Genomic DNA, 21,257 nt, shown 5'->3' with positions numbered 1-21,257 from the left:
CCCAGAACCTGTGTAGCAGCTGGCGAAGCCTGCGTTCGGCTGCGAAGCAGTCGTAAACCCTGACGGCGCGGTCGTCCTGATGAACCCCATTGCCTGATTCACGACTGCTGCGCAGCCGAACGCAGGCTTCGCCAGCTGCTACAGGGAGTGTGTCCTGCGCTCAGGAGTTGTGTTTCAGCGCCGTAAGTAAGACCCGAAATCTATATCCCCGGCACTCAAGATTGCCTGCACCCGGTTGTGCACATTGAGTTTGCGCAAAATCGCCGACACATGCGCCTTGACCGTTGTTTCGGCGATTTCCAGGGTGTAGGCGATCTGTTTGTTCGATTCGCCCTTGGTCATGCGTTCCAGTACCAGCAACTGCTTGCGGGTCAGGGCCTGGAGCAGTTCTGGCGGGAAGCTCGGGTTGTCGTTCATGCGGCGGTGGGTGCCGGGTTTTTGCGTGCGGATGATGTCCGGCGGCAGGTACACATTGCCGTTGAGAATCTGCTGGATCGCCTCGGTCATTTGCAGGCGTGGCGAGGATTTGGTGATGAAACCCACCGCGCCATAGGTGATGGCTTGCAACACGATCTGCTTGTCCTGCTCGGCCGACACGATCACCACCGGAATCGTCGGTGCCTCGTTGCGCAGGTTGATCAGGCCATTGAGGCCGTGCATGCCGGGCATGTTCAGGTCCAGCAGGATCAGGTCCAGGTCGTCGTGTTCCTGGGTCAGCAGCAGGGCGCTGTCCAGGTCGGCGGTTTCCATCACGTCGCTGCCGGGGAACCCGTCGCTGATGACGTTATGAATGGCTTCGCGAAACAGCGGGTGATCATCGGCAATCAGAATTTTGTACATAGCCTTTCACCTCATTATTGTGTTTTTGGGTGGGGCAACAACATGCAAGTGTTCGGGTCAGGGGAAGGGCTCGGGCTGGGCCGGCGCAACAGGCAGGTTCGCCGCTTGCCAGGCATCCAGGCCATCGCGATACCAATACACTGACTTATAGCCCATGGCGGTGGCGCGTTTTACCGCGTTCCAGCTCAACCAGCAATCGGAGCGGCAGTAGAAGACCAGCGGTTGCTGGTGGTCGCCGTCGGTGAATGTGTCCAGATTACGCGCAAAGTAAGCCTGCCAGTCGGGCGTCAGATCACCGTCACCGGTATTGGCCAGCCAATGGCTGCCGGGCAGGTTCGCATGGGGCTGGTCTTCGATGAACCGTCCTTGCAGCCACTGGCGACGGTAGACGTCGATCAGCACCGGGCGCGGTGTCTGGTTGAGCAGGGTTTGCAGGGCAGGGGTGTCGAGAATGGTCGCGCCTTGCAGCTGATTCGGCGTCGGGCTGCGGTACAGGCCGATGCGGTAGCCGTCAGCGGAGAACAGCGGGGTTTCGGCCTGCGCGGTGCTCAGCAACAGGCTGAGCGACAGGGCAGCGAGGCAAGGGCGTAGCAGACGACGTCGGGAACGCGGCATGGGGGTTCAATCCTTATAGTTATGAACCCATTACATGCCAGTCGCGGTGCGAAGGGAATGCGACGATAGACAGGTAAAGCAGTACTAAAGTAGTAATTTTGTGCCTGTGCTCAACACAATTTCCCTGTAGGAGCTGTCGAGTGCAACGAGGCTGCGATCTTTGCTTTTAAAGATCAAAAGATCGCAGCCTCGTTGCACTCGACAGCTCCTACGGGGGGATGTGTGGTCAGGTGGCTTTGCGCAGGGCGGCGTGTTGCGGGTTGAAGGTGAGCACGGCGAGCAGCACGAACACCAGCGTCAAGCCCACACACACCGCCAGTGCCAGCGGATTAAAGCGTTCATACAGCGCAAACCGCACCAGCTCGACAGCATGGGTAAACGGATTCACCGCACACAACCAATACAACCACTCACTCGACTCGCGCATTTTCCACAGCGGATACAACGCCGACGACAGGAAAAACAGCGGGAAGATCACGAAGTTCATCACCCCGGCAAAGTTCTCCAACTGGCGAATCGCATTTGACAGCAGCAACCCCAGCGCACTCAGCATCAACGCCACCAGCAGCAACGCCGGCAACGCGATCAGCAAACCCATGGCCGGCGGTTGCACGCCGTAGACCCAGGCAATCGCGAGGAAGGCATACACCTGCAGCAGCGAAATCAGCGAGGTCGCCAGCAGTTTGCTGCACAGCAGAAAGGTCCGGGGCAGGGGGCTGGTCAGCAACACGCGCATGCTGCCCATCTCCCGGTCGTAGACCATCGACAGCGAGCCCTGCATGCCGTTGAACAGCAGGATCATGCAAGCCAGCCCCGGAATGATGTACACCTCGTACGGAATGTAGGTGTCGTAGGGCTCGATGATCGCAATGCCCAGCGCCGCGCGAAACCCGGCGGCGAACACCAGCAGCCACAACAATGGCCGCACCAAAGCACTGAGGAACCGCGTGCGCTGCAACACAAAACGCAGCCATTCACGCAACACGATGCCGCTGAAACACTGCCAATACGCGTTCATCGGGCGGCTCCTGCGGTGGTCAGTCGAGCAAAGGCAGAACCGAGGTCACCGCCGTGTTCCAAGCTCAGCGCGTCGGCTTGGCCGCTGGCGACCAGCCGGCCTTGATGCAGGATCAACAAGTCGTCGCTGGCCTGCACCTCATCCAGCAAGTGCGTAGTCCAGAGCACGCTGATGCCTTGCTCGCGGCACAGGCTGCGGATGTGTTGATTCAGCGCCAGGCGACTGGCCGGGTCGAGGCCGACGCTGGCCTCGTCCAGCAGCAACAAACGCGGCTCATGCAGCAACGCCCGGGCGATTTCCACCCGGCGACGGTGGCCGCCATTCAGTTCACGCACCCGCTCACGACGGCGTTCAGTCAACGCCTGGCGCGACAGTTCGGCGTCAACCCGCAGGCCGGTCTGGCGCCGGGACATGCCGTGCAGCGCGGCGTGATAACGCAGGTTCTGTTCGACGCTGAGGTCCAGGTCCAGCGTGCTTTGCTGAAACACCACACCCAACTGTTTGAGCGCCGGGCGTGGGGCATCGCGCAACGAACAGCCGCCGACTCGTATATCGCCGCGCTGTACGTCGTAGAGCCTAGTCAGCAAGGCAATCAGCGTCGATTTCCCCGCACCGTTCGGCCCCAGCAACGCCGCAAACCGTCCCGGCACCAGGCTGAAACTCACCTGGCGCAGCGCTTCTTTTGCGCCATAAGCGAAACTCAGCTCGCTGACTTCCAGGGTGTTCATGGGGTCACCACCACGCCCCACGGATAGCGCCCGACCTTGACCGATTTGCTGACCTTGAGGCTGTCGACATCTATCACCGACACATCGCCGCTGACGCCATTGGTGGCGAGCAATTGCTTCTGATCCGGGGTGAACGACATCTGCCAGACCCGCCGGCCGACGAGCAGGTAATCCAGCACTTCGAAGGTTTTGGCATCGACCACCGCCACATGGTTGGCCGGGCCGAGGGCGACGAAGCCGTACTTGCCGTCGGCACTGAGCTTGATCCCGACAGGTTGCACCTTGTCCGGGTGCACGCCCTTGATCTGGAAGCTCACGGTCTTGAGGACCTTGCGCGTCGCCACGTCGAGAATCGTCACTGTGCCGCCGATTTCCGCCGAGGCCCACAGCTGCGAGCCGTCCGGTGAAAACTCGACGAAGCGCGGCCGCTGATCCACCTGCGTGCTGTCGGCCAGGGTCTGGGTGCTGGTGTCGATCCAGTGCAGCATGTTGGTGGTTTCGCTGGTGTTCACCGCCCATTTGCCATCGGGGCTGACGGCCATGCCTTCCGGCTCGACGCCGACGTTGATCTGGCTCAGCACCTTGGAGGTTTCGGTGTCGATCACCGTCACCAGCGCATCGTCTTCGTTGGAAACGTAGAGCCAGCGGTTATTGGGATGCAGGGCGAATTGCTCGGGGTCTTTGCCCGATGGCAATTCCTTGATGATCTTGCGCGTGGCCACGTCCATCACCTGGACCCGGTCCGAGTCGCTGGCGCAGATGTACAGCAACTTGCTGTCGTGGGACAGCAACAGACCGCGCGGGCGCTGGCCGACGGGCAGGGTGTCGGTGACTTGCAGGGTCTGCATGTCGATCAGGCTCAGGCTGTTGTCCTTTTCGTTGGAGACCCAGGCAGTGCTGGCCACGGCGTGCCCGGCGGCAAGCAGCAGGGCGCATGAGAGCAGGGTACGGCGCATGGCGGATTCCTTTTTTGTTGTTGATTTTGTGGAAAGTTGGATCAGGGAAAGCGGCAGGTCACTTCGGGCTTGTCGTAGCCCAGGCTGTCCATTTCGTTGAACGGGTGCAGGAAACCGTCCTGGGGCGAGGTGCTGACCAGTGCCCGCGGTTGCACGATGGGGATCGGTTGGCGCAACTGACCGTTCCACGGCCGAAAACTGAGCTTGCGACCTTTGAAACCGTCCAGCGGCAATTGATCGCTGATCTCCAGCGCGCGGATCGCCATCGGATCGACCTGGCGCAGTTTGCTCACGGCACTGGCGATGCTGCGCACGGCCATCCACGCGGCGAAATCCCGGTCATTCATCCAGCGCCCGGCCATGGCCTCGAAGCGTTTTTGTAGCTGCGCGGCGCCGTAGGTTTCCACGGTTTTGTGCCAGCCCACCGGGGTCAAGCCCTGAGTCCCGGCTACCGGACGCGGATACCAGGTCTGGTACGGCACGTATTCGCCGAAGTCGCCGCGTTCGTCCGCCACCAGCACCACGTCGTATTCGGCGGTCTGGGTGAACAGCGGCATGTCGGCCTGGGCGCTGCGGCGTTGATCGTTGTCGAAGCTCCAGGCTTTTTCCGCCACCAGTTTCAGGCCGAAGCGCTTGGCGGCGCGGCGCAGGGCGGCGGCATAGGCTTGATCGTCCGGGGTCGGCCCGACGATCAGCAGCGCCCGCTGCCATTTGCGCACCACCAGAAATTGCGCCAGCGCATCGGCGAGCATCGCTCGGCTCGGCAAGGTGTGCAGCACGTTCGGCAAGCAGTCGGTGGTGCGCAGGCTGTCATCCGGGCTGCCAGCGTTGAACAGCAAACTGTCGGTCAGCACCGCGCTGAGCCGACGCAGCGTTTCCACCGGCGCATTCACCACAAACAGGCGCAGGCCCTGAGCGTGCTGGGCCTTGGCGGCTTCGATCAGCGCATCCGGGGTCTCGGCGCTGGCGCTGACCAGGCTGTAGCTGTGGTTGAGAAAACGTCCGGTGCTGTTGCTGTCGGTGATCGCCAGTTCAGCGCCGCGCAGGCCGGCATCGGCGGGTTCGGGAATCACATTCGACAGCAGCGGCCCCGGATCGGGGCGATAGCCCAGGTAGCCGATCTGCACCTGCAACGGCGCATCGGCGGCCTGACTCTGGGTCGCCAGCCCGGCGGCGCAGGCAATCGCCAGCAGGTAGATCAAGGCGTAAGGGGCAAGCTGGCGCATAGGGCACTCCGTTACAGGTAGCGCCAGCATAGGAAGCCCGAGGGGCCGAGGAAATATGCAGAAAGTACCGCTAAGCCAGTACCAAGGTAGTAGCTCATCCCGGGCGGCGCGGTTTTAGCATGGGTTTCAACGGCCATCACTGAGGAGGAGATCGACCATGCGTATTCTCAAGGCGCTGCTCCTGCCGTTGCTGCTGATCCTGACCCTGATCGGCGTCGACAAACTGCACGGCCCGCGACCGACGCTGGTGCAGATGTCGCCCGCATTGCCGGGGCGCTAAGCGTGTCGGCGCTGTGGCGGATCAACCTGTGGGTCTGCGGCTTTTTCGCCCTGGTGACCCTGGCGTGCATGGCGTTGCTGGTGCATCAGGCGCTGGCGGATGTGGAGCGTGAGCTGGAATCCGCCGAAGCGGTGGTCGAGTATTTGAGTGAAACCGCCGAGCGTGACCCGGTCAGCCTTCAACCGCGCCTCACCCGCAGCTTGCGCCACGTACGGGTGCGTTGGCTGGAACCGGGCGAAGCCGCGCGGCTGCCGGTGCAGGATGGCCTGGATGCCTGGCTCGGGCGCCTGCTGTTCGCCGACGCCCGTCACAGCGCCCAGGTGCTGGATTTGAAGGATGGCCGGCGAGTGATGATTGACGTCGATCCGCGAGACGAGATCGATGAGGTCTGGGATTCGCTGCAACAAGTGCTGTTCCTCTGCGGTTTGGCGTTGCTGGTGAGTCTGTTGACCATTCGCTGGGCAGTGCGCCGGGGCATGGGCCTGCTCGACGAACTGCTCCGCGCCTTGCAACAAGTGTCCGCTGGCCAGCTCAACGTGCGGCTGCGCGGGCAAGGCGTGCCCGAGGCGCGGCAACTGGCGACCCACTTCAATCGCATGACCGGCGCGCTGGAACAGGCCCGCGCCGACAACACCCGACTCACCCAAACCTTGCTCGCGGTGCAGGAGCAGGAACGCACGCATTTGGCGCAGACCCTGCACGATGACCTCGGTCAGTACCTGGCCGGGATTCGTGCGCAAGCCTGTTTGTTGCGTCTGGTGGCGGATCAGCCAGACACCGTCGAACGCACGGTGCGCGAGCTGGAGCATAACTGCGAGCATCTGCAACAGGGTTTCCGCGCGCTGGTGCACGACTTGTACCCGGTGGTGCTGCAACACCTGCCGTTGTCCGACGCCTTCGGTTTGCTGGTGGAACAATGGCAGGGCCGCCAGGGCATCGATTGCCAATTGCGGGTCAGCGCGCAATTACCGGCGTTGTCGGGGCCGAACAAAACCCATTTGTATCGCCTGCTGCAGGAAGCCTTGACCAACATCGCCCGCCACGCGGAGGCCAGTCAGGTGCGGGTTCGATTGCAGCATCGTGGCGGGCGCTTGCGATTGCTGATCCGCGATAACGGGCGCGGTGCCGCCCAGCCGCAACGGCCGGGCGTGGGGCTGTACTCGATGTTCGAACGCGCCCGCAGCCTCGGCGGCGAACTGCGGATCATCAGCCACCCCGGCGCCGGTTGGGCGCTGGCCTTGAGCATGCCTTTGGAGGCGTCATGAATATTCTGCTGGTCGACGACCATGCGGTGGTCCGTCAGGGCTACGCCAGTTTGTTGCGGGCGCTGCTGCCGGCGATGGAAGTGCGCGAAGCTGCCACCGGCGAAGAAGCGCTGATCCGGGTTCAGGAAGCGGTGCCGAACCTGGTGATCATGGATTTCGGTTTGCCGGGGATCAGCGGGTTAGAAACGACCCGACGATTATGTCAGCGCTTGCCGCAACTGCGCGTGCTGTTTTTCAGCATGCACGATGAATTGCCGCTGGTGCGTCAGGCGCTGGAGGCGGGGGCTTCGGGCTATCTGACCAAAAGCTCGGCACCGGAAGTGTTGATCGAAGCGGTACGGCGGATCCTCGCCGGGCATGCCTATATCGAGCAGCCGCTGGCCACTCAACTGGCGTGCCACCCGCAACAGGACGCCAGCGATCCGCGTTTGCAAAGCATGACTCAGCGCGAACTGGAGATATTCGTGATGCTCGCCAAAGGCACCCCGGCACGGTTGATTGCCGAGCAGCTGAATATCAGCAGCAAGACGGTTTCCAATCACCTGACGTTGTTGAAGAGCAAGTTGCAAGTGACGTCGCATACGGAGCTGGTGCATTTGGGGATTGATATGGGGGTGGTGCGTAAGGCGGGTTAGTTCAATCACCGCAAGCCCCTGTGGGAGCGAGCCTGCTCGCGAAGGCGTCGCTACATTCAACCTTTCCGTCGACTGTTACACCGCTTTCGCGAGCAGGCTCGCTCCCACAGGGTTATGTATCAACCGGGGGATTGGGATGTTGATCGTTCCTACGCTCTGCGTGGGAACGATCAGTTCACGGCTCATTTGTCCCAAGTGGTCGGGCATCCCGTGCACCCCTCCATATTCGCATCCTGAAAATTCGCATAATGCTGCCGCGCGCCGCTGAGGTTCGCCTGTTCCAGGTTGCTCTCACCAAACTTGGCTTCCTGCAAATTGGCATCGCTGAGATCGACGCCCTTGAGGTCGGCCTTGCTCAGCCAGGTCATTTCCAGGTCGGCGGCGCGCAGGTTGGCGTTGTGCAGTCTGGCCCCGGAGAGTCGGGCGAATTGCAGGTAGGCGGCGCTGAGGTTGGCGTTTTCGAATTGCGCGCCTTGGGCGAACAGGCCCCAACCCTGGATCGCCATCAGTGTCGCGCCGGTGAAGTCGGCAAGGCGCAGGTTGCTTTGTTGCAGGCTGGCGCGAGTCAGGTTGGCGCCTTGCAGTTGGGCTTTTTCCAGGTTGGCGAGGTCGAGGCGGGCGTGGCGCAAGTCGGCATCGCGCAGGTCGGCGCCGCTGAGGTTCATGCTGCGCAGGTCCTGATTGCTCAGGTTCGCGCCCTTGAGATTCGCGCCAGGGCATTGGCTGTGCTCGGCGAGGGTGCAGCCGTTGATGATGAGAGGGCCGTCGTCGCCGTCGTCGGCGTAAGCGAGGGGAAGGGTCAAGAGCAGCAATAAAGGCAGATATCTCATCACGAAACCTCTAAGTGGGTATCGGTACGGCTTCACGTAGCAGCTGTCGAGTGAAACGAGGCTGCGTCGACGGTGTGCCTGACACACCGCTAACGCAGCCTCGCCGGGGCTCGACAGCTGCTACGTGAGTCGTATCGGCAAGGTTGGCGGCGTTACTTCTGAGCGGTCTTGTTATCCCAACTCGGAATCTTGAACACCCAGAACGACCCGCCTTGAGCCACCGGTTTGGTCAGTTCCGCCATATCACCACCCCACAGAGGCACCGCGCCGCCGTAGCCAACGGTCACGCCGACGTATTGCTCGCCATCCTGTTCCCAGGTGATCGGCGGCGAGACGATGCCGCTGCCGGTCTGGAATTTCCACAGTTCCTCGCCGGTCTTCGCATCGAACGCCTTGAAGAAACCATCGCCGGTCCCGGTGAATACCAGATTGCCCTTGGTCGCCAGTACACCGGCCCACAACGGCAAGTGTTCCTTGTGCTCCCACACCACTTTGCCGGTGGTCGGGTTCATCGCGCGCAAGGTGCCGACGTGATCGTCGTACATGCGCTTGATGCGGAAACCCATGCCCAGATACGCCGAGCCTTTCTTGTAGTTGACCTCTTCGGTCCAGTATTCCTCTTTCCACTGGTTGCCCGGGATGTAGAACAGCCCGGTGTCCTGGCTGTAAGCCATCGGGTTCCAGTTCTTGCCACCGAGGAACGGCGGCGAGACTTCCACGGATTTGCCCTTGGTTTCCCCCGGCAGCGGTTTGGCCGGACGCTGGCCTGGATTTTCCACCGGTCTGCCGGTCTTCAAGTCGATGTGGCTGGCCCAACTGATGTTGTCGACGAAGGGGAAGGCGTTCTGCAATTTGCCGTTGTTGCGGTCCACCACGTAGAAGAAGCCATTGCGGTCGGCGTGGCCGGTGGCCTTGGTCACTTTGCCTTCCTTGTCCTTGTAGTCGAACAGCACCAGCTCGTTGTTGCCGGAGAAATCCCAGGCGTCGTTCGGGGTGTGCTGGTAGAACCATTTCACCTCGCCGGTGCTCGGATCGACGCCGACCTGGCCCGAGGTGTAGAGGCTGTCGAAATCGTGTGGGTTGCCGTCCTTGGAGGTGCGCGCCCAGGTGTTCCACGGGCCGGGGTTGCCGGCGCCGACGATGATGGTGTTGGTTTCCGGATCGAAGCTCGCACTCTGCCAAGGCGCGCCGCCGCCGTGGCTCCACGCTTCGACCTTGCCGGTTTCGGTGGTCGGGTCATTCGGCCACGACGGCGCTTTCACGTCGCCGGTGGTGGTGCTGTCCTTGCCGTTCAAACGGCCCATATGACCTTCGACGAAGGGCCGCATCCAGACTTCTTCGCCAGTGTCCGGATCCCGCGCAAACAACTGGCCGACCACGCCGAATTCGTCCCCGGAACTGCCGTGGATCAACAGCACCTTGCCGGTGACTTTGTCTTTGATCAGCACCGGCGCGCCGGTCATGGTGTAGCCGGCGGCGTGGTCACCGAATTTCTTGTTCCACACCACTTTGCCGGTGTTCTTGTCGAGGGCGATCAGCCGCGCATCGAGGGTGCCGAAGTAGATCTTGTCGCCATAGATTGCCGCCCCGCGATTGACCACGTCGCAGCACGGGCGAATGTTGTCCGGCAGACGATGGTTGTAGGTCCACAGGCGCTTGCCGGTCTTGGCGTCGAGGGCAAATACCCGAGAGTAGGAACCGGTGACGTAGACCACGCCGTCGCTGACGATGGCCTGGGATTCCTGGCCGCGTTGCTTCTCATCGCCGAACGAGTAGGACCAGGCCGGCGTCAGCTTGAACACGTTCTTGTGGTTGACCTGGGCCAGCGGACTCCAGCGCTGGGCGTTGGTGCCCATGCCGTATTGCAGCACGTCCTTGGTGGTCAGGTGATCGTTGGCGATGTCTTCCCAACTGACGTTGTGCGTGGCGGCGACCGGTTCGCTCGCGGCATGGCCGGCAGCGCTCAGGGACAGGCTGCCCACCAGCAGAAAAGCCTGCACGGCGATAGACAGGGGGGAAAGGGCGGGTAGCGATCTTATTGTCATGGTTGCAGTTCCCAGTGGAGGTTTTGGCCTGCACAGGGTGGTGCGCCGGGCGGCTGGGCGGATACGGAAAAAGTCCCGCTGTTGCCGGGAAGACTTCCCAAACCGCACCTGATTTGGGTGTGCGCCACAAGCCCTACTACCAAGGTACTGGGCGGCGGCCACCAAAGCAGCATGGGGTTGCGGCGAAGTGCTTCCTAAGATGGTTGCCATAGCCTCTTCACAGAGGTTTTGCGTGCAATCCTGAGGGCATAACAATGACAACAAAACGCAACGCCTTGCTGGTTGCCGGGCTGCTGGCCGGTTTTATCAGCGCAGGTTCGGTCTGGGCCCATGGCAACGTGGTGCCGCAAGCGGTGGCAACTCCGGGCCTGACCCCGATCAAGGACGCCGGTGTGCCGCTGGATGCCGATGGCTGGGCGTCAGTCAACCCGTATCGCACCTCGCCGCAACACGATAAAGCGGTGGAAATCGGCTCGTCCGCCTACAACCAGAACTGCGCGGCCTGCCATGGCCTGGAAGCCAAGTCCGGTGGCATCGCTCCCGACTTGCGCATGCTCGATGTCGGCGATGCCGGTGATGAATGGTTCGTCGAACGGGTCCGTCACGGCGCGGTGCGCGATGGCCGGGTCTACATGCCGAAGATGGCCGATTACCTGAGTCAGGAAGCCCTGTGGGCGGTGCGTACTTACCTGGACAGCGTGCACGTCGAGGAGTAATCCATGCGCCTGCTCGCTGTGTTGATCAGTGCTGTGTTGCTGTGCTGCCAGGTGGCGCAGGCGCAGGTCCGTACCTATGACCAAATGATCGCCGACGGAGAGCTGAAAGTCGCGGTGTACAAGGATTTCGCCCCCTACAGTTTCGAGGATGCCGATCAGGCTCGGGGCGTTGATGTCGATCTGGCGCAAGCCTTGGCCACGGCGCTGGGCGTGAAGCTCAAACTGATCTGGGCGCCGGCCGGCGAGAAGCTCGACGACGACCTGCGTGATTACATCTGGCGCAGCAGCCAGTTGCACAATCAGCAACTGGCTGACCTGATGATGCGCGTGCCGTATGACCGCGATTACTCACAAAAGCGCAACGAACTCGGTGAGCTGGAAAACGATCACGTGGTGATGTTCGGCCCGTACCAGAACGAACAATGGCAAGTCGCGTTTGACCGCCGTCGGCTGGAGTCGGTGGGCAGCGTCGCGGTGTTCGAGCAGCACCCGATCGGCGTCGAAGTCGACAGCGTGCCGTCGTTCTACCTGACCTCGGTGTTCAATGGCATGCTCGCCGCCAAGACCCACCACTATCCCGGCGTGCCCCAGGCCTTTGCGGCGATGAAGGCCGGTGAAGTCGATGCGGTGATGGCGATGCGCGGCGAAGTCGATTGGCAAGTGCATGAAGCCCACGACCCGCAAGTGGCACTCGCGGAGAACGCCTACCCGAACATGGGCAAGCAACGCTGGGAAATCGGCATGGCGGTGCATGAAAGCAATCGGCAATTGTCGTATGCCGTGGAAGAGGCGCTCGAAGCGTTGATCCGCGAAGGCAAAGTGCAAGCGATTTACGCCGGTTACGGCCTGCAATACGAAGTGCCGGAGATGTACCAATAGTGAACTGGCGAGCGAGTTGCCTGCTGGCCTGCTGGCTGCCGATGGCCGCCCATGCAGCGGAGATCGATCCGGGTAAAGACCCGGTGCCGTCGGTGATGTGGGCGTTCTATCACAAGCAAATGCTCGGCGACGCACCGTTCGTGTTCGATCAGCGGGTCAAGCTGCTGGCGCCGCCGTTCGCTGAAGATGCGCGTCAGGTGCCGCTGGAAATCGACGCCCGGGCGTTCAAGGGCGAAGTGGTAAAAATCCTTGCCTGGGCCGAACTCAACCCGCTGCCGAAAATCGTCGATTTCCAACCGCTGGAGCGGGTGTTGCCGTGGCTGTCGATCCGCATCCGCATCGAACAGGCCACGCCATTGCGCGCAGCGGTGCTGACCCGCGACGGGGTGTGGCACGTCGGCTCGACCCTGATCGATGCGGCGGGCGGCGGTTGCACGGCGCCGAGCGTGGTGCGCACCCAGCCGGGTTGGGAAGAACACATCGGCGAAGTGCTCGGCGGGCGTTATCCCCGTGGTGAATTCAGCCGCGTGCGCTTGCAGGTAGCGCATCCGATGGACAACGGCATGGTCAGCGGCATCCCGGAATTCTTTATCAACCACGCCGAACTGCGGGATCAGAACGATCAACTGCTGGCGCGTCTGGAGCTGTTTCCCGCCGTCAGCGAAAACCCCAACCTGACCTTCGACATCGAAGGGCCAGGGCAGACGCGCCTGTTGTTGCGCGACAACAGCGGCAATCAATTCGATGCGGCGATACCCTGACCCAAAGGAGCGCGTCATGCGTTGGATGTGGCTGTTGTTGATCGGTTTGAGCCTGCCGGCCCTGGCGGAGCTGGAATACTCGCTCACGCCCCGGCTGATCGCCGCCGACACCTGGCTGCTGGAAGGCAGCACCGATAACTTCGCCAAGACCAATGGCGGCAATATCGTCAACACCGGGTTCATCGTCACCGAGCGCGGGGTGGTGGTGATCGACACCGGGCCGTCGAAACGCTACGGCGAAGCGCTGCGCAAGGCGATTGCGGCGGTCACCGACAAACCGGTGATCGAGGTGCTGCTGACCCACCATCACCCCGACCATGCGCTGGGCAATCAGGCCTTCACCGATGTGCCGATCGGCGCGCTGGCCGGCACCACCGAGTTGTTGCATCAGCAGGGCGATGCGATGGCGGAGAACATGTACCGCCTGGTGGGCGACTGGATGCGCGGCACCGAAGTGGTGTTGCCCACCGAGACGCTGACACCGGGCGTGCGAAGTTTTGGGAACCACGATTTGCGCCTGCTAAGCCTGGGTGGGCATACGGGCGCGGATCTGGCTATTCTCGACCAGCAAACCGGCGTGCTGTTTGCCGGGGATCTGGTGTTTTATCAACGGGCCCTGACCACCCCGAACAGCCCCGGGCTGGCGGTGTGGCTGGCGGACATCGCGACCCTGCAAGGCTTGCCCTGGATCCTGATCGTGCCGGGCCACGGGCCGGTGGCCACGGATGCCAAACCCTTCGAGCAAATGCGTGACTACCTGACCTGGCTGGATCAGCTGCTGCGCGACGGCGCCGCGAATGGCAGCGACATGGCGGAGATGATCCGCAGCCCGATTCCCGAGCGTTTTGGCGGGATCAGCCTGAGTCGGTATGAGCTGATTCGCAGTGTCAGCCATCTGTATCCGCGTTACGAACGCGCAAAAATGACCCGTGTCGATTCCACCGCGACCCAATGACCCAGCGGCGCAACCCTTGTAGCAGCTGGCGAAGCCTGCGTTCGGCTGCGCAGCAGTCGTAAACCCGACTTGCACGGTTTGCCTGATGCACCGCGAACTCTGATTTCACGACTGCTGCGCAGCCGAACGCAGGCTTCGCCAGCTGCTACAGGTCGAGGTGAGTCTGAGGGGGTGGCATCATCCGACCCCGTACTAAGGAACTAGCAATCTCAACACTGCGGGCAATTGTTGCAGAGGCGGCGGCGCCCAAGAATCTGCACCAGACCGGGAAAATTTCCCGGGTATAACAAAAACCGCAGAGGTAGCCGTCATGACCCAACCCGCACGTCGCCAACCCTTCGTCTTGAGCGTGCTGCTCAGTGCCATGCTGTTGTCCGGCTCGGCATTGGCCGCCGTCACTGACCAGGACATTCTCCAGGACCCCAAGAACCCGGAGCAGATCGTCACCAACGGTCTGGGCGTCCAGGGTCAGCGCTACAGCCCGCTGGACACCCTCAACGTCGACAACGTCAAGGACCTGCGGCCGGTCTGGGCGTTTTCCTTCGGCGGTGAAAAACAACGCGGCCAGCAAGCGCAGCCGATGATCAAGGACGGCGTGATGTACATGACCGGTTCCTACTCGCGGGTGTTCGCGGTGGACGCGCGCACCGGCAAGAAACTCTGGCAATACGACGCGCGCCTGCCGGATGACATCCGTCCGTGCTGCGACGTGATCAACCGTGGCGTGGCGCTGTACGGCGACCTGGTGTTCTTCGGCACCCTCGACGCCAAGCTCGTGGCCCTGAACAAAGACACCGGCAAAGTGGTGTGGAGCAAGCAGGTAGCCGATCACAAGGAAGGCTATTCGATCAGCGCCGCGCCGTTGGTGATCAACGGAAAACTGATTACTGGCGTGGCCGGTGGCGAGTTCGGTGTGGTCGGCAAGATCTCCGCCTATGACCCGAAAAACGGCGAGCTGCTGTGGACCCGGCCAACGGTCGAAGGCCACATGGGCTACGTCTACAAGGACGGCAAAGCTGTAGAGAACGGCATCTCTGGCGGCGAAGCGGGCAAGACCTGGCCCGGCGATTTGTGGAAAACCGGTGGCGCCGCGCCTTGGCTCGGCGGTTACTACGACCCGGAAACCAATCTGCTGCTGTTCGGCACCGGCAACCCGGCGCCGTGGAACTCGCACCTGCGTCCGGGCGACAACCTCTACTCCTCGTCGCGCCTGGCGCTGAACCCGGACGACGGCACGATCAAATGGCACTTCCAGAGCACGCCCCACGACGGTTGGGACTATGACGGCGTGAATGAGCTGGTCTCGTTCAACTACACCGAGGGCGGCAAGGAAATCAAAGCCGCCGCTACCGCTGACCGCAACGGCTTCTTCTACGTGCTGGACCGCACCAACGGCAAGTTCATCCGTGGCTTCCCGTTCGTGGACAAGATCACCTGGGCCACCGGCCTGGATAAGGATGGCCGGCCGATCTACAACGAAGCCAGCCGTCCCGGCGCGCCCGGCTCTGAAGCCAAGGGCAGTTCTGTATTCGTAGCCCCGGCGTTCCTCGGCGCGAAAAACTGGATGCCGATGGCCTACAACAAGGACACCAAGCTGTTCTACGTGCCGTCCAACGAGTGGGGCATGGACATCTGGAACGAAGGCATCGCCTACAAGAAAGGCGCGGCGTTCCTCGGGGCCGGGTTCACCATCAAACCGTTGAACGAAGACTACATCGGGGTGCTGCGCGCCATCGATCCGGTCACTGGTAAGGAAGTCTGGCGCCACAAGAACTATGCGCCGCTGTGGGGCGGCGTGCTGACCACCAAGGGCAACCTGGTGTTCACCGGCACGCCCGAAGGTTTCCTCCAGGCGTTCAATGCCAAGACCGGCGAGAAAGTCTGGGAATTCCAGACCGGCTCCGGCGTGCTTGGCTCGCCTGTGACTTGGGAGATGGACGGCGAACAGTACGTCTCGGTGCTCTCCGGCTGGGGCGGCGCGGTGCCGCTGTGGGGCGGCGAAGTGGCCAAGCGCATCAAGGACTTCAACCAGGGCGGCATGCTCTGGACCTTCAAATTGCCGAAAGACCTGGTAGTGGCCAAACACTAAAACCCAACTCCACTGCAATTCCCCCTGTGGGAGCGAGCCTGCTCGCGAAGGCGATCTGACATTCAACATCATTGTTGTATGTGCTGGCCCTTTCGCGAGCAAGCTCGCTCCCACAGGGTTATTTGTCACAGGGGGATTTGCGCCAGACCTACTACCAAATAACGAGATCCCCCCTGCCAACGGCGCATTCGTCTGGCGCGCGGGGCTCTCTACTATCGGTGCATCGCCTGTTTGCACGACAGGCATCGACCCAGACAGAGGCCCACCATGATCTACGCACAACCTGGCACACCCGGCGCCGTCGTTTGCTTCAAACCGCGCTACGGCAATTTCATCGGTGGCGAATTCGTGCCGCCGGTCAATGGCGAGTACTTCACCAACACCTCGCCGGTCAACGGTGAAGTGATCGCCGAGTTCCCGCGCTCCAGCGCCGCCGACATCGACAAAGCCCTCGACGCCGCCCACGCCGCTGCCGATGCCTGGGGCAAGACCTCGGCCCAGGATCGCTCCCTGGTGCTGCTGAAAATCGCCGACCGTATCGAACAAAACCTGGAAATCCTCGCCGTCGCCGAAACCTGGGACAACGGCAAAGCCGTGCGCGAAACCCTCAACGCCGACGTACCGCTGGCCGCCGACCATTTCCGTTACTTCGCCGGCTGCATCCGCGCGCAAGAGGGCGGCGCCGCCGAGATCAACGAGCTGACCACCGCCTATCACTTCCACGAGCCGTTGGGCGTGGTCGGGCAGATCATCCCGTGGAACTTCCCGCTGTTGATGGCCGCGTGGAAACTTGCCCCGGCCCTGGCCGCCGGCAACTGCGTGGTGCTCAAACCTGCTGAGCAAACGCCGCTGTCGATCATGATTTTCGCCGAGCTGATCGCTGATTTAATTCCGGCCGGCGTGCTCAACATCGTGCAAGGTTTCGGCCGCGAAGCCGGTGAAGCGTTGGCCACCAGCAAGCGCATCGCCAAGATCGCTTTCACCGGTTCCACCCCAGTGGGCGCGCATATCATGCATTGCGCCGCCGAGAACATCATTCCGAGCACCGTGGAACTGGGCGGCAAGTCGCCGAACATCTTCTTCGAAGACATCATGAACGCCGAGCCGCAGTTCATCGAAAAAGCCGCCGAAGGCCTGGTGCTGGCGTTCTTCAACCAGGGCGAAGTCTGCACCTGTCCGTCCCGGGCGCTGGTACAGGAGTCGATCTACGACGACTTCATGAAAGTGGTGATGCAGAAGATCGTCAAGATCAAGCGCGGCAACCCGCTGGACACTGAAACCATGGTCGGCGCCCAGGCGTCCGAGCAGCAATATGACAAGATCCTCTCGTACCTGAAAATCGCCCAGGAGGAGGGCGCGGAGCTGCTCACTGGCGGCGCGGCGGAACGCCTTGAGGGCGACTTGTCGACGGGTTATTACATCCAGCCGACCCTGCTCAAGGGCCACAACAAAATGCGCGTGTTCCAGGAAGAAATCTTCGGTCCGGTGGTGGGCATCACCACCTTCAAAGACGAAGCTGAAGCCCTGGCGATTGCCAACGACAGCGAGTTCGGCCTCGGCGCCGGCCTGTGGACCCGCGACATCAACCGCGCCTACCGCATGGGCCGGGCGATCAAGGCCGGGCGCGTGTGGACCAACTGCTACCACCTGTACCCGGCTCACGCCGCGTTCGGTGGCTACAAGAAATCCGGCGTTGGCCGTGAAAACCACAAGATGATGCTCGACCATTACCAACAGACCAAAAACCTGCTGGTGAGCTACGACATCAACCCGATGGGGTTCTTCTAACCCGACACGAGACCGTGTGATGGCCTTCGCGGGCAAGCCTCGCTCCTACAGATCACCTCAATCTGTAGGAGCGAGGCTTGCCCGCGAATGGTTGTGCCTGACACCCCGCAACACCCCCTACCAACGCACGCCGCCACCTCCTTCGAAAGTAGCATTCGGGCCCTTGGCGCGGCGTGCATTAATGGCTTTACCGGAATTGCCCGGCACAAGAAGAGGATTGACCCATGTGGACTAAACCCGCGTTTACCGATCTGCGTATTGGCTTCGAAGTGACGATGTATTTCGCCAACCGTTGATTGATCACCCGGCCAGCCGCAGCGTTGGCCGGGCCTGCCTTCTGGAGCATTGCTCATGCACATCCGGGTTCTCGGTTCCGCCGCTGGTGGCGGTTTCCCGCAATGGAACTGCAACTGTCGCCAGTGCACCGGCGTGCGCAACGGCAGCCTGCGCACACAACGCCGCACGCAGTCGTCGATTGCGGTCAGCGACAACGGCGTGGACTGGGTGCTGTGCAATGCTTCACCGGACATTCGTGCGCAACTGGAAAGCTTCCCGGCGCTGCAACCGGCGCGCCGATTGCGCGATACCGCCATCGCCGGAGTGATCCTGCTGGACAGCCAGATCGACCATTGCACCGGCCTGTTGAGCCTGCGCGAAGGCTGCCCGCATGACGTATGGTGCACTGAGCGGGTGCATGAGGATTTGAGCAGCGGTTTTCCGTTGTTCAACATGCTCAAACACTGGAACGGCGGCTTGCAGTGGCAACCGATCGGACTGGCGCGTGAGCCGTTCAGCATCGCGGCTTGCGCGCACCTGCAATTTCACGCGATCCCCCTGGTTAGCAACGCACCGCCGTACTCGCCCAACCGTGGCAACCCGCAGCCGGGCGACACCATCGGCCTGTTTATCGAAGACCTGCGCACTGGCGCCTCGGTGTTCTATGCGCCGGGGCTGGGGCAAGTCGACGCAGAAGTCTTGAACTGGATGCAGCGCGCCGATTGCCTGCTGCTGGACGGTACGTTATGGCGCGACGACGAGATGCGCGTGTGTGAAGTCGGGCAGAGCCTGGGCAGTGAAATGGGGCATCTGCCGCAAAGCGGACCTGGCGGGATGCTCGAAGTGCTGGAAGGTTTTGGGCGTCAGCGCAAGGTGCTGATCCACATTAACAACACCAATCCGATCCTGGATGAAGACTCGGCTGAGCGGGCGTTGCTGGAGCGGCGGGGGATCGAAGTGGCGTTTGATGGCATGAGTATTGAGTTGTAGCGGATGGCCTCTTCGCGGGCAAGCCTCGCTCCTACAGGACATCGTCGTACGCGAATTTCATGGTTGACCGACGTGACGTCGTCGTACGCGAATTTCGTGGCGTACACACATCCCTTGTAGGAGCGAGGCTTGCCCGCGAAGGCGCCAGACCAGACACCGCAAAACGCCCAGGAGAACCACTTTGACCACCCCCCCAATGTCCCCCAGCGAATTCGAAGCCGCCCTGCGCGCCAAAGGCGCCTATTACCACATCCATCACCCGTTCCACCAAGCCATGTACGCCGGCCGCGCCAGTCGCGAGCAGATTCAGGGCTGGGTCGCCAATCGCTTCTATTACCAGGTCAACATCCCGCTCAAGGACGCCGCGATCCTCGCTAACTGCCCGGACCGCGACGTGCGCCGGGAATGGGTGCAACGGATTCTCGACCACGACGGCGCGCCCGGCAGCGAAGGCGGGATCGAAGCGTGGCTGCGCCTGGGCGAAGCGGTGGGGCTCGACCGCGAACAAATCCTCTCCCAGGAACTGGTGCTGCCCGGCGTGCGTTTCGCCGTGGACGCCTACGTCAATTTCGCCCGTCGCGCCTGCTGGCAGGAAGCGGCCAGCAGCTCGTTGACCGAACTGTTCGCCCCACACATCCACCAATCCCGCCTCGACGCCTGGCCGACTCATTACCCATGGATCGACGTCAGTGGCTACGACTATTTCCGCACGCGTCTGAGTCAGGCGCGGCGCGATGTCGAGCACGGTTTGCGCATCACCCTGGCGCATTACGTCACCCTCGAAAGTCAGCAACGGATGCTGGAAATCCTCCAGTTCAAACTCGATGTGCTGTGGAGCATGCTCGATGCGATGAGCATGGCCTACGAGCTGGAACGCCCGCCGTACCACAGCGTCACCCGCGAAAACGTCTGGCACCGGGGGATTGCCCTGTGAGCCTGATCAGCCGCGAACAGTTACCGGCCTTGCGCCAGGGTTTTCGCCTGCAATGGGAACCCCGGCAGGATTGCCACGTGCTGCTGTACCCCGAAGGCATGATCAAACTCAACGCCAGTGCCGGGCAGATCCTCGATCTGGTGGATGGCAAACGCAGTGTGGCGGCGATTATCAATTTGCTGTGCGCGAGCTTCCCCGGTGTATCGGACATCGACGAGGACGTGTTGGCGTTTCTGGAGGTGGCCCGTGCGCAATTCTGGATCGAGTGATGCGCCACCGGGGCCGCCGCTGTGGCTGCTGGCGGAACTGACCTATCGCTGCCCGCTGCAATGCCCGTATTGTTCCAATCCGCTGGATTTCGCCCAGTCAGGTGAGGAACTGAGCACCGAAGAATGGATTCGCGTGTTCCGCGAAGCGCGGGACATGGGCGCCGCGCAACTGGGATTCTCCGGTGGCGAACCCTTGGTGCGTCAGGACCTCGCCGAGCTGATCAAGGCTGCGCGGGACATGGGTTATTACACCAACCTGATCACCTCCGGCATCGGCCTGACCGAGCAAAAGGTCCGCGACTTCAAGGTCGCCGGGCTCGACCATATTCAGATCAGTTTCCAGGCCGCCGACGAAGCGGTGAACAACATGCTCGCCGGTTCGCGCAAGGCCTTCGCCCAGAAACTCGCAATGGCTCGCGCCGTGAAAGCCCAGGGCTACCCGATGGTGCTGAACTTCGTCACCCACCGGCACAACATTGACCGGATCGACCGCATCATCGACTTGTGCCTGGAGCTGGAGGCGGACTTCGTCGAGCTGGCCACGTGTCAGTTCTACGGCTGGGCCGAGCTCAACCGCGTCGGGCTGTTGCCGACCCGCGATCAGTTGCAGCGCGCCGAGCGTATTACAAACGAGTACCGCGAACGGCTTGAGGCCCAGGGGCACCCGTGCAAGCTGATTTTCGTCACTCCGGACTATTACGAAGAACGCCCGAAAACCTGCATGAACGGCTGGGCCAACCTGTTTCTCGACATCACCCCGGACGGCACCGCATTGCCGTGCCACAGCGCCCGACAGCTGCCGGTGCAGTTTCCCAATGTGCGCGAGCACAGCATCGAACACATCTGGACCGATTCGTTCGGGTTCAACCGTTTTCGCGGTGACGACTGGATGAAGGAGCCGTGCCGTTCCTGCGATGAAAAGCACAAAGACTTGGGCGGTTGCCGCTGCCAGGCGTTCATGCTGACCGGCGATGCCGAAAACGCCGACCCGGTGTGCAGCAAGTCGCCGCACCACGGGGTGATCCTCAAGGCCCGGGATGAAGCCGATGCGCCGGGGCAGGGCATGGAACACCTGACGTTGCGCAATGAAAAGGCTTCGCGGCTGATCTATCGCGGATAAAGCATCAAACGCAAAACCCCTGTGGGAGCGAGCCTGTGTGGC

General features: G+C 62.0%; 22 protein-coding genes. 14 read left to right on the top strand and 8 right to left on the bottom strand.

The window, feature by feature from the left end; all coding sequences use genetic code 11:
• Positions 1-174 precede the first annotated feature (174 nt).
• From ACIOYV_RS07355 to ACIOYV_RS07330, 6 genes are all read right to left on the bottom strand, one after another.
• Positions 175-840: a response regulator transcription factor gene (locus ACIOYV_RS07355; RefSeq protein ID WP_054047333.1), complete on the bottom strand. Its 666-nt coding sequence runs from the start codon at positions 838-840 to the stop codon at positions 175-177.
• Between the two features lie 57 nt (positions 841-897).
• Positions 898-1,455 (bottom strand): PQQ-dependent catabolism-associated CXXCW motif protein, encoded by a 558-nt coding sequence (locus ACIOYV_RS07350; protein WP_401322293.1) that lies wholly within the window; start codon positions 1,453-1,455, stop codon positions 898-900.
• A 226-nt stretch (positions 1,456-1,681) separates the two neighbouring features.
• Entirely contained in the window at positions 1,682-2,473 is a 792-nt protein-coding gene (locus ACIOYV_RS07345; protein WP_401322290.1) for an ABC transporter permease, read from the bottom strand.
• Positions 2,470-3,201 carry an ABC transporter ATP-binding protein gene (locus tag ACIOYV_RS07340; RefSeq protein WP_401322287.1) on the bottom strand — a complete coding sequence of 244 codons (732 nt, stop codon included), beginning with the start codon at positions 3,199-3,201 and terminating at the stop codon, positions 2,470-2,472. Before ACIOYV_RS07340 ends, ACIOYV_RS07345 begins: the two co-directional genes overlap by 4 nt.
• Positions 3,198-4,157 carry a YVTN family beta-propeller repeat protein gene (locus tag ACIOYV_RS07335; RefSeq protein WP_401322285.1) on the bottom strand — a complete coding sequence of 320 codons (960 nt, stop codon included), beginning with the start codon at positions 4,155-4,157 and terminating at the stop codon, positions 3,198-3,200. Before ACIOYV_RS07335 ends, ACIOYV_RS07340 begins: the two co-directional genes overlap by 4 nt.
• A gap of 41 nt (positions 4,158-4,198) precedes the next feature.
• Positions 4,199-5,383, bottom strand: a complete 1,185-nt coding sequence (locus ACIOYV_RS07330) for an ABC transporter substrate-binding protein (RefSeq protein ID WP_401322283.1) — start codon at positions 5,381-5,383, stop codon at positions 4,199-4,201.
• A 157-nt stretch (positions 5,384-5,540) separates the two neighbouring features.
• Between ACIOYV_RS07330 and ACIOYV_RS07325 the strand changes: the two genes are divergently transcribed.
• Genes ACIOYV_RS07325 through ACIOYV_RS07315 form a run of 3 tightly spaced genes read left to right on the top strand, consistent with a single transcriptional unit; the run spans position 5,541 to position 7,563 of the window.
• Complete coding sequence (locus ACIOYV_RS07325) at positions 5,541-5,663, top strand: hypothetical protein (RefSeq protein ID WP_265044960.1); 123 nt, start codon at positions 5,541-5,543, stop codon at positions 5,661-5,663.
• Positions 5,664-5,665: 2 nt separating this feature from the next.
• A complete protein-coding gene (locus tag ACIOYV_RS07320) occupies positions 5,666-6,928 on the top strand; it encodes a histidine kinase (RefSeq protein WP_401322281.1) in 1,263 nt (420 codons plus the stop codon).
• Positions 6,925-7,563, top strand: coding sequence for a response regulator (locus ACIOYV_RS07315; RefSeq protein WP_401322279.1), 639 nt, complete (start codon positions 6,925-6,927; stop codon positions 7,561-7,563). The genes ACIOYV_RS07320 and ACIOYV_RS07315 overlap by 4 nt, the downstream gene beginning before the upstream one ends.
• A 182-nt stretch (positions 7,564-7,745) precedes the next feature.
• On the opposite strand, the gene ACIOYV_RS07310 is transcribed toward ACIOYV_RS07315, so the two are convergent.
• Positions 7,746-8,393, bottom strand: a complete 648-nt coding sequence (locus ACIOYV_RS07310) for a pentapeptide repeat-containing protein (protein ID WP_401322277.1) — start codon at positions 8,391-8,393, stop codon at positions 7,746-7,748.
• Between the two features lie 152 nt (positions 8,394-8,545).
• The gene (gene exaA, locus ACIOYV_RS07305) at positions 8,546-10,438 is read right to left on the bottom strand and encodes a quinoprotein ethanol dehydrogenase (protein ID WP_401322275.1); all 1,893 of its coding nucleotides are present in this window, start codon (positions 10,436-10,438) and stop codon (positions 8,546-8,548) included.
• Positions 10,439-10,692: 254 nt separating this feature from the next.
• Here exaA and pedF point away from each other — a divergent pair, with 254 nt between their 5' ends.
• The 11 genes from pedF (at position 10,693) to pqqE (ending at position 21,215) form a co-directional block, all read left to right on the top strand.
• A complete protein-coding gene (pedF, locus tag ACIOYV_RS07300) occupies positions 10,693-11,154 on the top strand; it encodes a cytochrome c-550 PedF (RefSeq protein ID WP_054047345.1) in 462 nt (153 codons plus the stop codon).
• Positions 11,155-11,157: 3 nt separating this feature from the next.
• Positions 11,158-12,033 (top strand): substrate-binding periplasmic protein, encoded by an 876-nt coding sequence (locus ACIOYV_RS07295; protein ID WP_401322272.1) that lies wholly within the window; start codon positions 11,158-11,160, stop codon positions 12,031-12,033.
• Positions 12,033-12,794 (top strand): quinoprotein dehydrogenase-associated SoxYZ-like carrier, encoded by a 762-nt coding sequence (locus tag ACIOYV_RS07290; RefSeq protein ID WP_401322270.1) that lies wholly within the window; start codon positions 12,033-12,035, stop codon positions 12,792-12,794. The genes ACIOYV_RS07295 and ACIOYV_RS07290 overlap by 1 nt, the downstream gene beginning before the upstream one ends.
• Positions 12,795-12,810: 16 nt before the next feature.
• A complete protein-coding gene (locus tag ACIOYV_RS07285) occupies positions 12,811-13,749 on the top strand; it encodes a quinoprotein relay system zinc metallohydrolase 1 (protein ID WP_401322267.1) in 939 nt (312 codons plus the stop codon).
• 310 nt (positions 13,750-14,059) lie between these two features.
• Positions 14,060-15,838 (top strand): PQQ-dependent methanol/ethanol family dehydrogenase, encoded by a 1,779-nt coding sequence (locus ACIOYV_RS07280; protein ID WP_401322266.1) that lies wholly within the window; start codon positions 14,060-14,062, stop codon positions 15,836-15,838.
• Between the two features lie 267 nt (positions 15,839-16,105).
• Positions 16,106-17,626: an aldehyde dehydrogenase family protein gene (locus ACIOYV_RS07275; protein WP_401322264.1), complete on the top strand. Its 1,521-nt coding sequence runs from the start codon at positions 16,106-16,108 to the stop codon at positions 17,624-17,626.
• Between the two features lie 224 nt (positions 17,627-17,850).
• On the top strand, positions 17,851-17,922 hold the full coding sequence (gene pqqA, locus ACIOYV_RS07270) for a pyrroloquinoline quinone precursor peptide PqqA (protein WP_003253598.1): 72 nt from the start codon (positions 17,851-17,853) through the stop codon (positions 17,920-17,922).
• Between the two features lie 55 nt (positions 17,923-17,977).
• Positions 17,978-18,892, top strand: a complete 915-nt coding sequence (gene pqqB, locus ACIOYV_RS07265; protein WP_401322261.1) for a pyrroloquinoline quinone biosynthesis protein PqqB — start codon at positions 17,978-17,980, stop codon at positions 18,890-18,892.
• A 196-nt stretch (positions 18,893-19,088) separates the two neighbouring features.
• Positions 19,089-19,826 carry a pyrroloquinoline-quinone synthase PqqC gene (gene pqqC / locus ACIOYV_RS07260; protein WP_401322632.1) on the top strand — a complete coding sequence of 246 codons (738 nt, stop codon included), beginning with the start codon at positions 19,089-19,091 and terminating at the stop codon, positions 19,824-19,826.
• Positions 19,823-20,095 carry a pyrroloquinoline quinone biosynthesis peptide chaperone PqqD gene (gene pqqD / locus ACIOYV_RS07255; protein WP_054047359.1) on the top strand — a complete coding sequence of 91 codons (273 nt, stop codon included), beginning with the start codon at positions 19,823-19,825 and terminating at the stop codon, positions 20,093-20,095. The genes pqqC and pqqD overlap by 4 nt, the downstream gene beginning before the upstream one ends.
• Positions 20,073-21,215, top strand: coding sequence for a pyrroloquinoline quinone biosynthesis protein PqqE (gene pqqE / locus ACIOYV_RS07250; protein WP_401322258.1), 1,143 nt, complete (start codon positions 20,073-20,075; stop codon positions 21,213-21,215). Before pqqD ends, pqqE begins: the two co-directional genes overlap by 23 nt.
• The last annotated feature ends 42 nt before the right edge of the window (positions 21,216-21,257 follow it).

This window comes from Pseudomonas sp. NPDC087342 (genome assembly GCF_044744265.1).
GTDB lineage: Bacteria > Pseudomonadota > Gammaproteobacteria > Pseudomonadales > Pseudomonadaceae > Aquipseudomonas > Aquipseudomonas nunensis.
The sequence above is the reverse complement of the archived record's forward strand: the minus strand, read 5'-3'. Positions and strand labels throughout refer to the sequence as shown.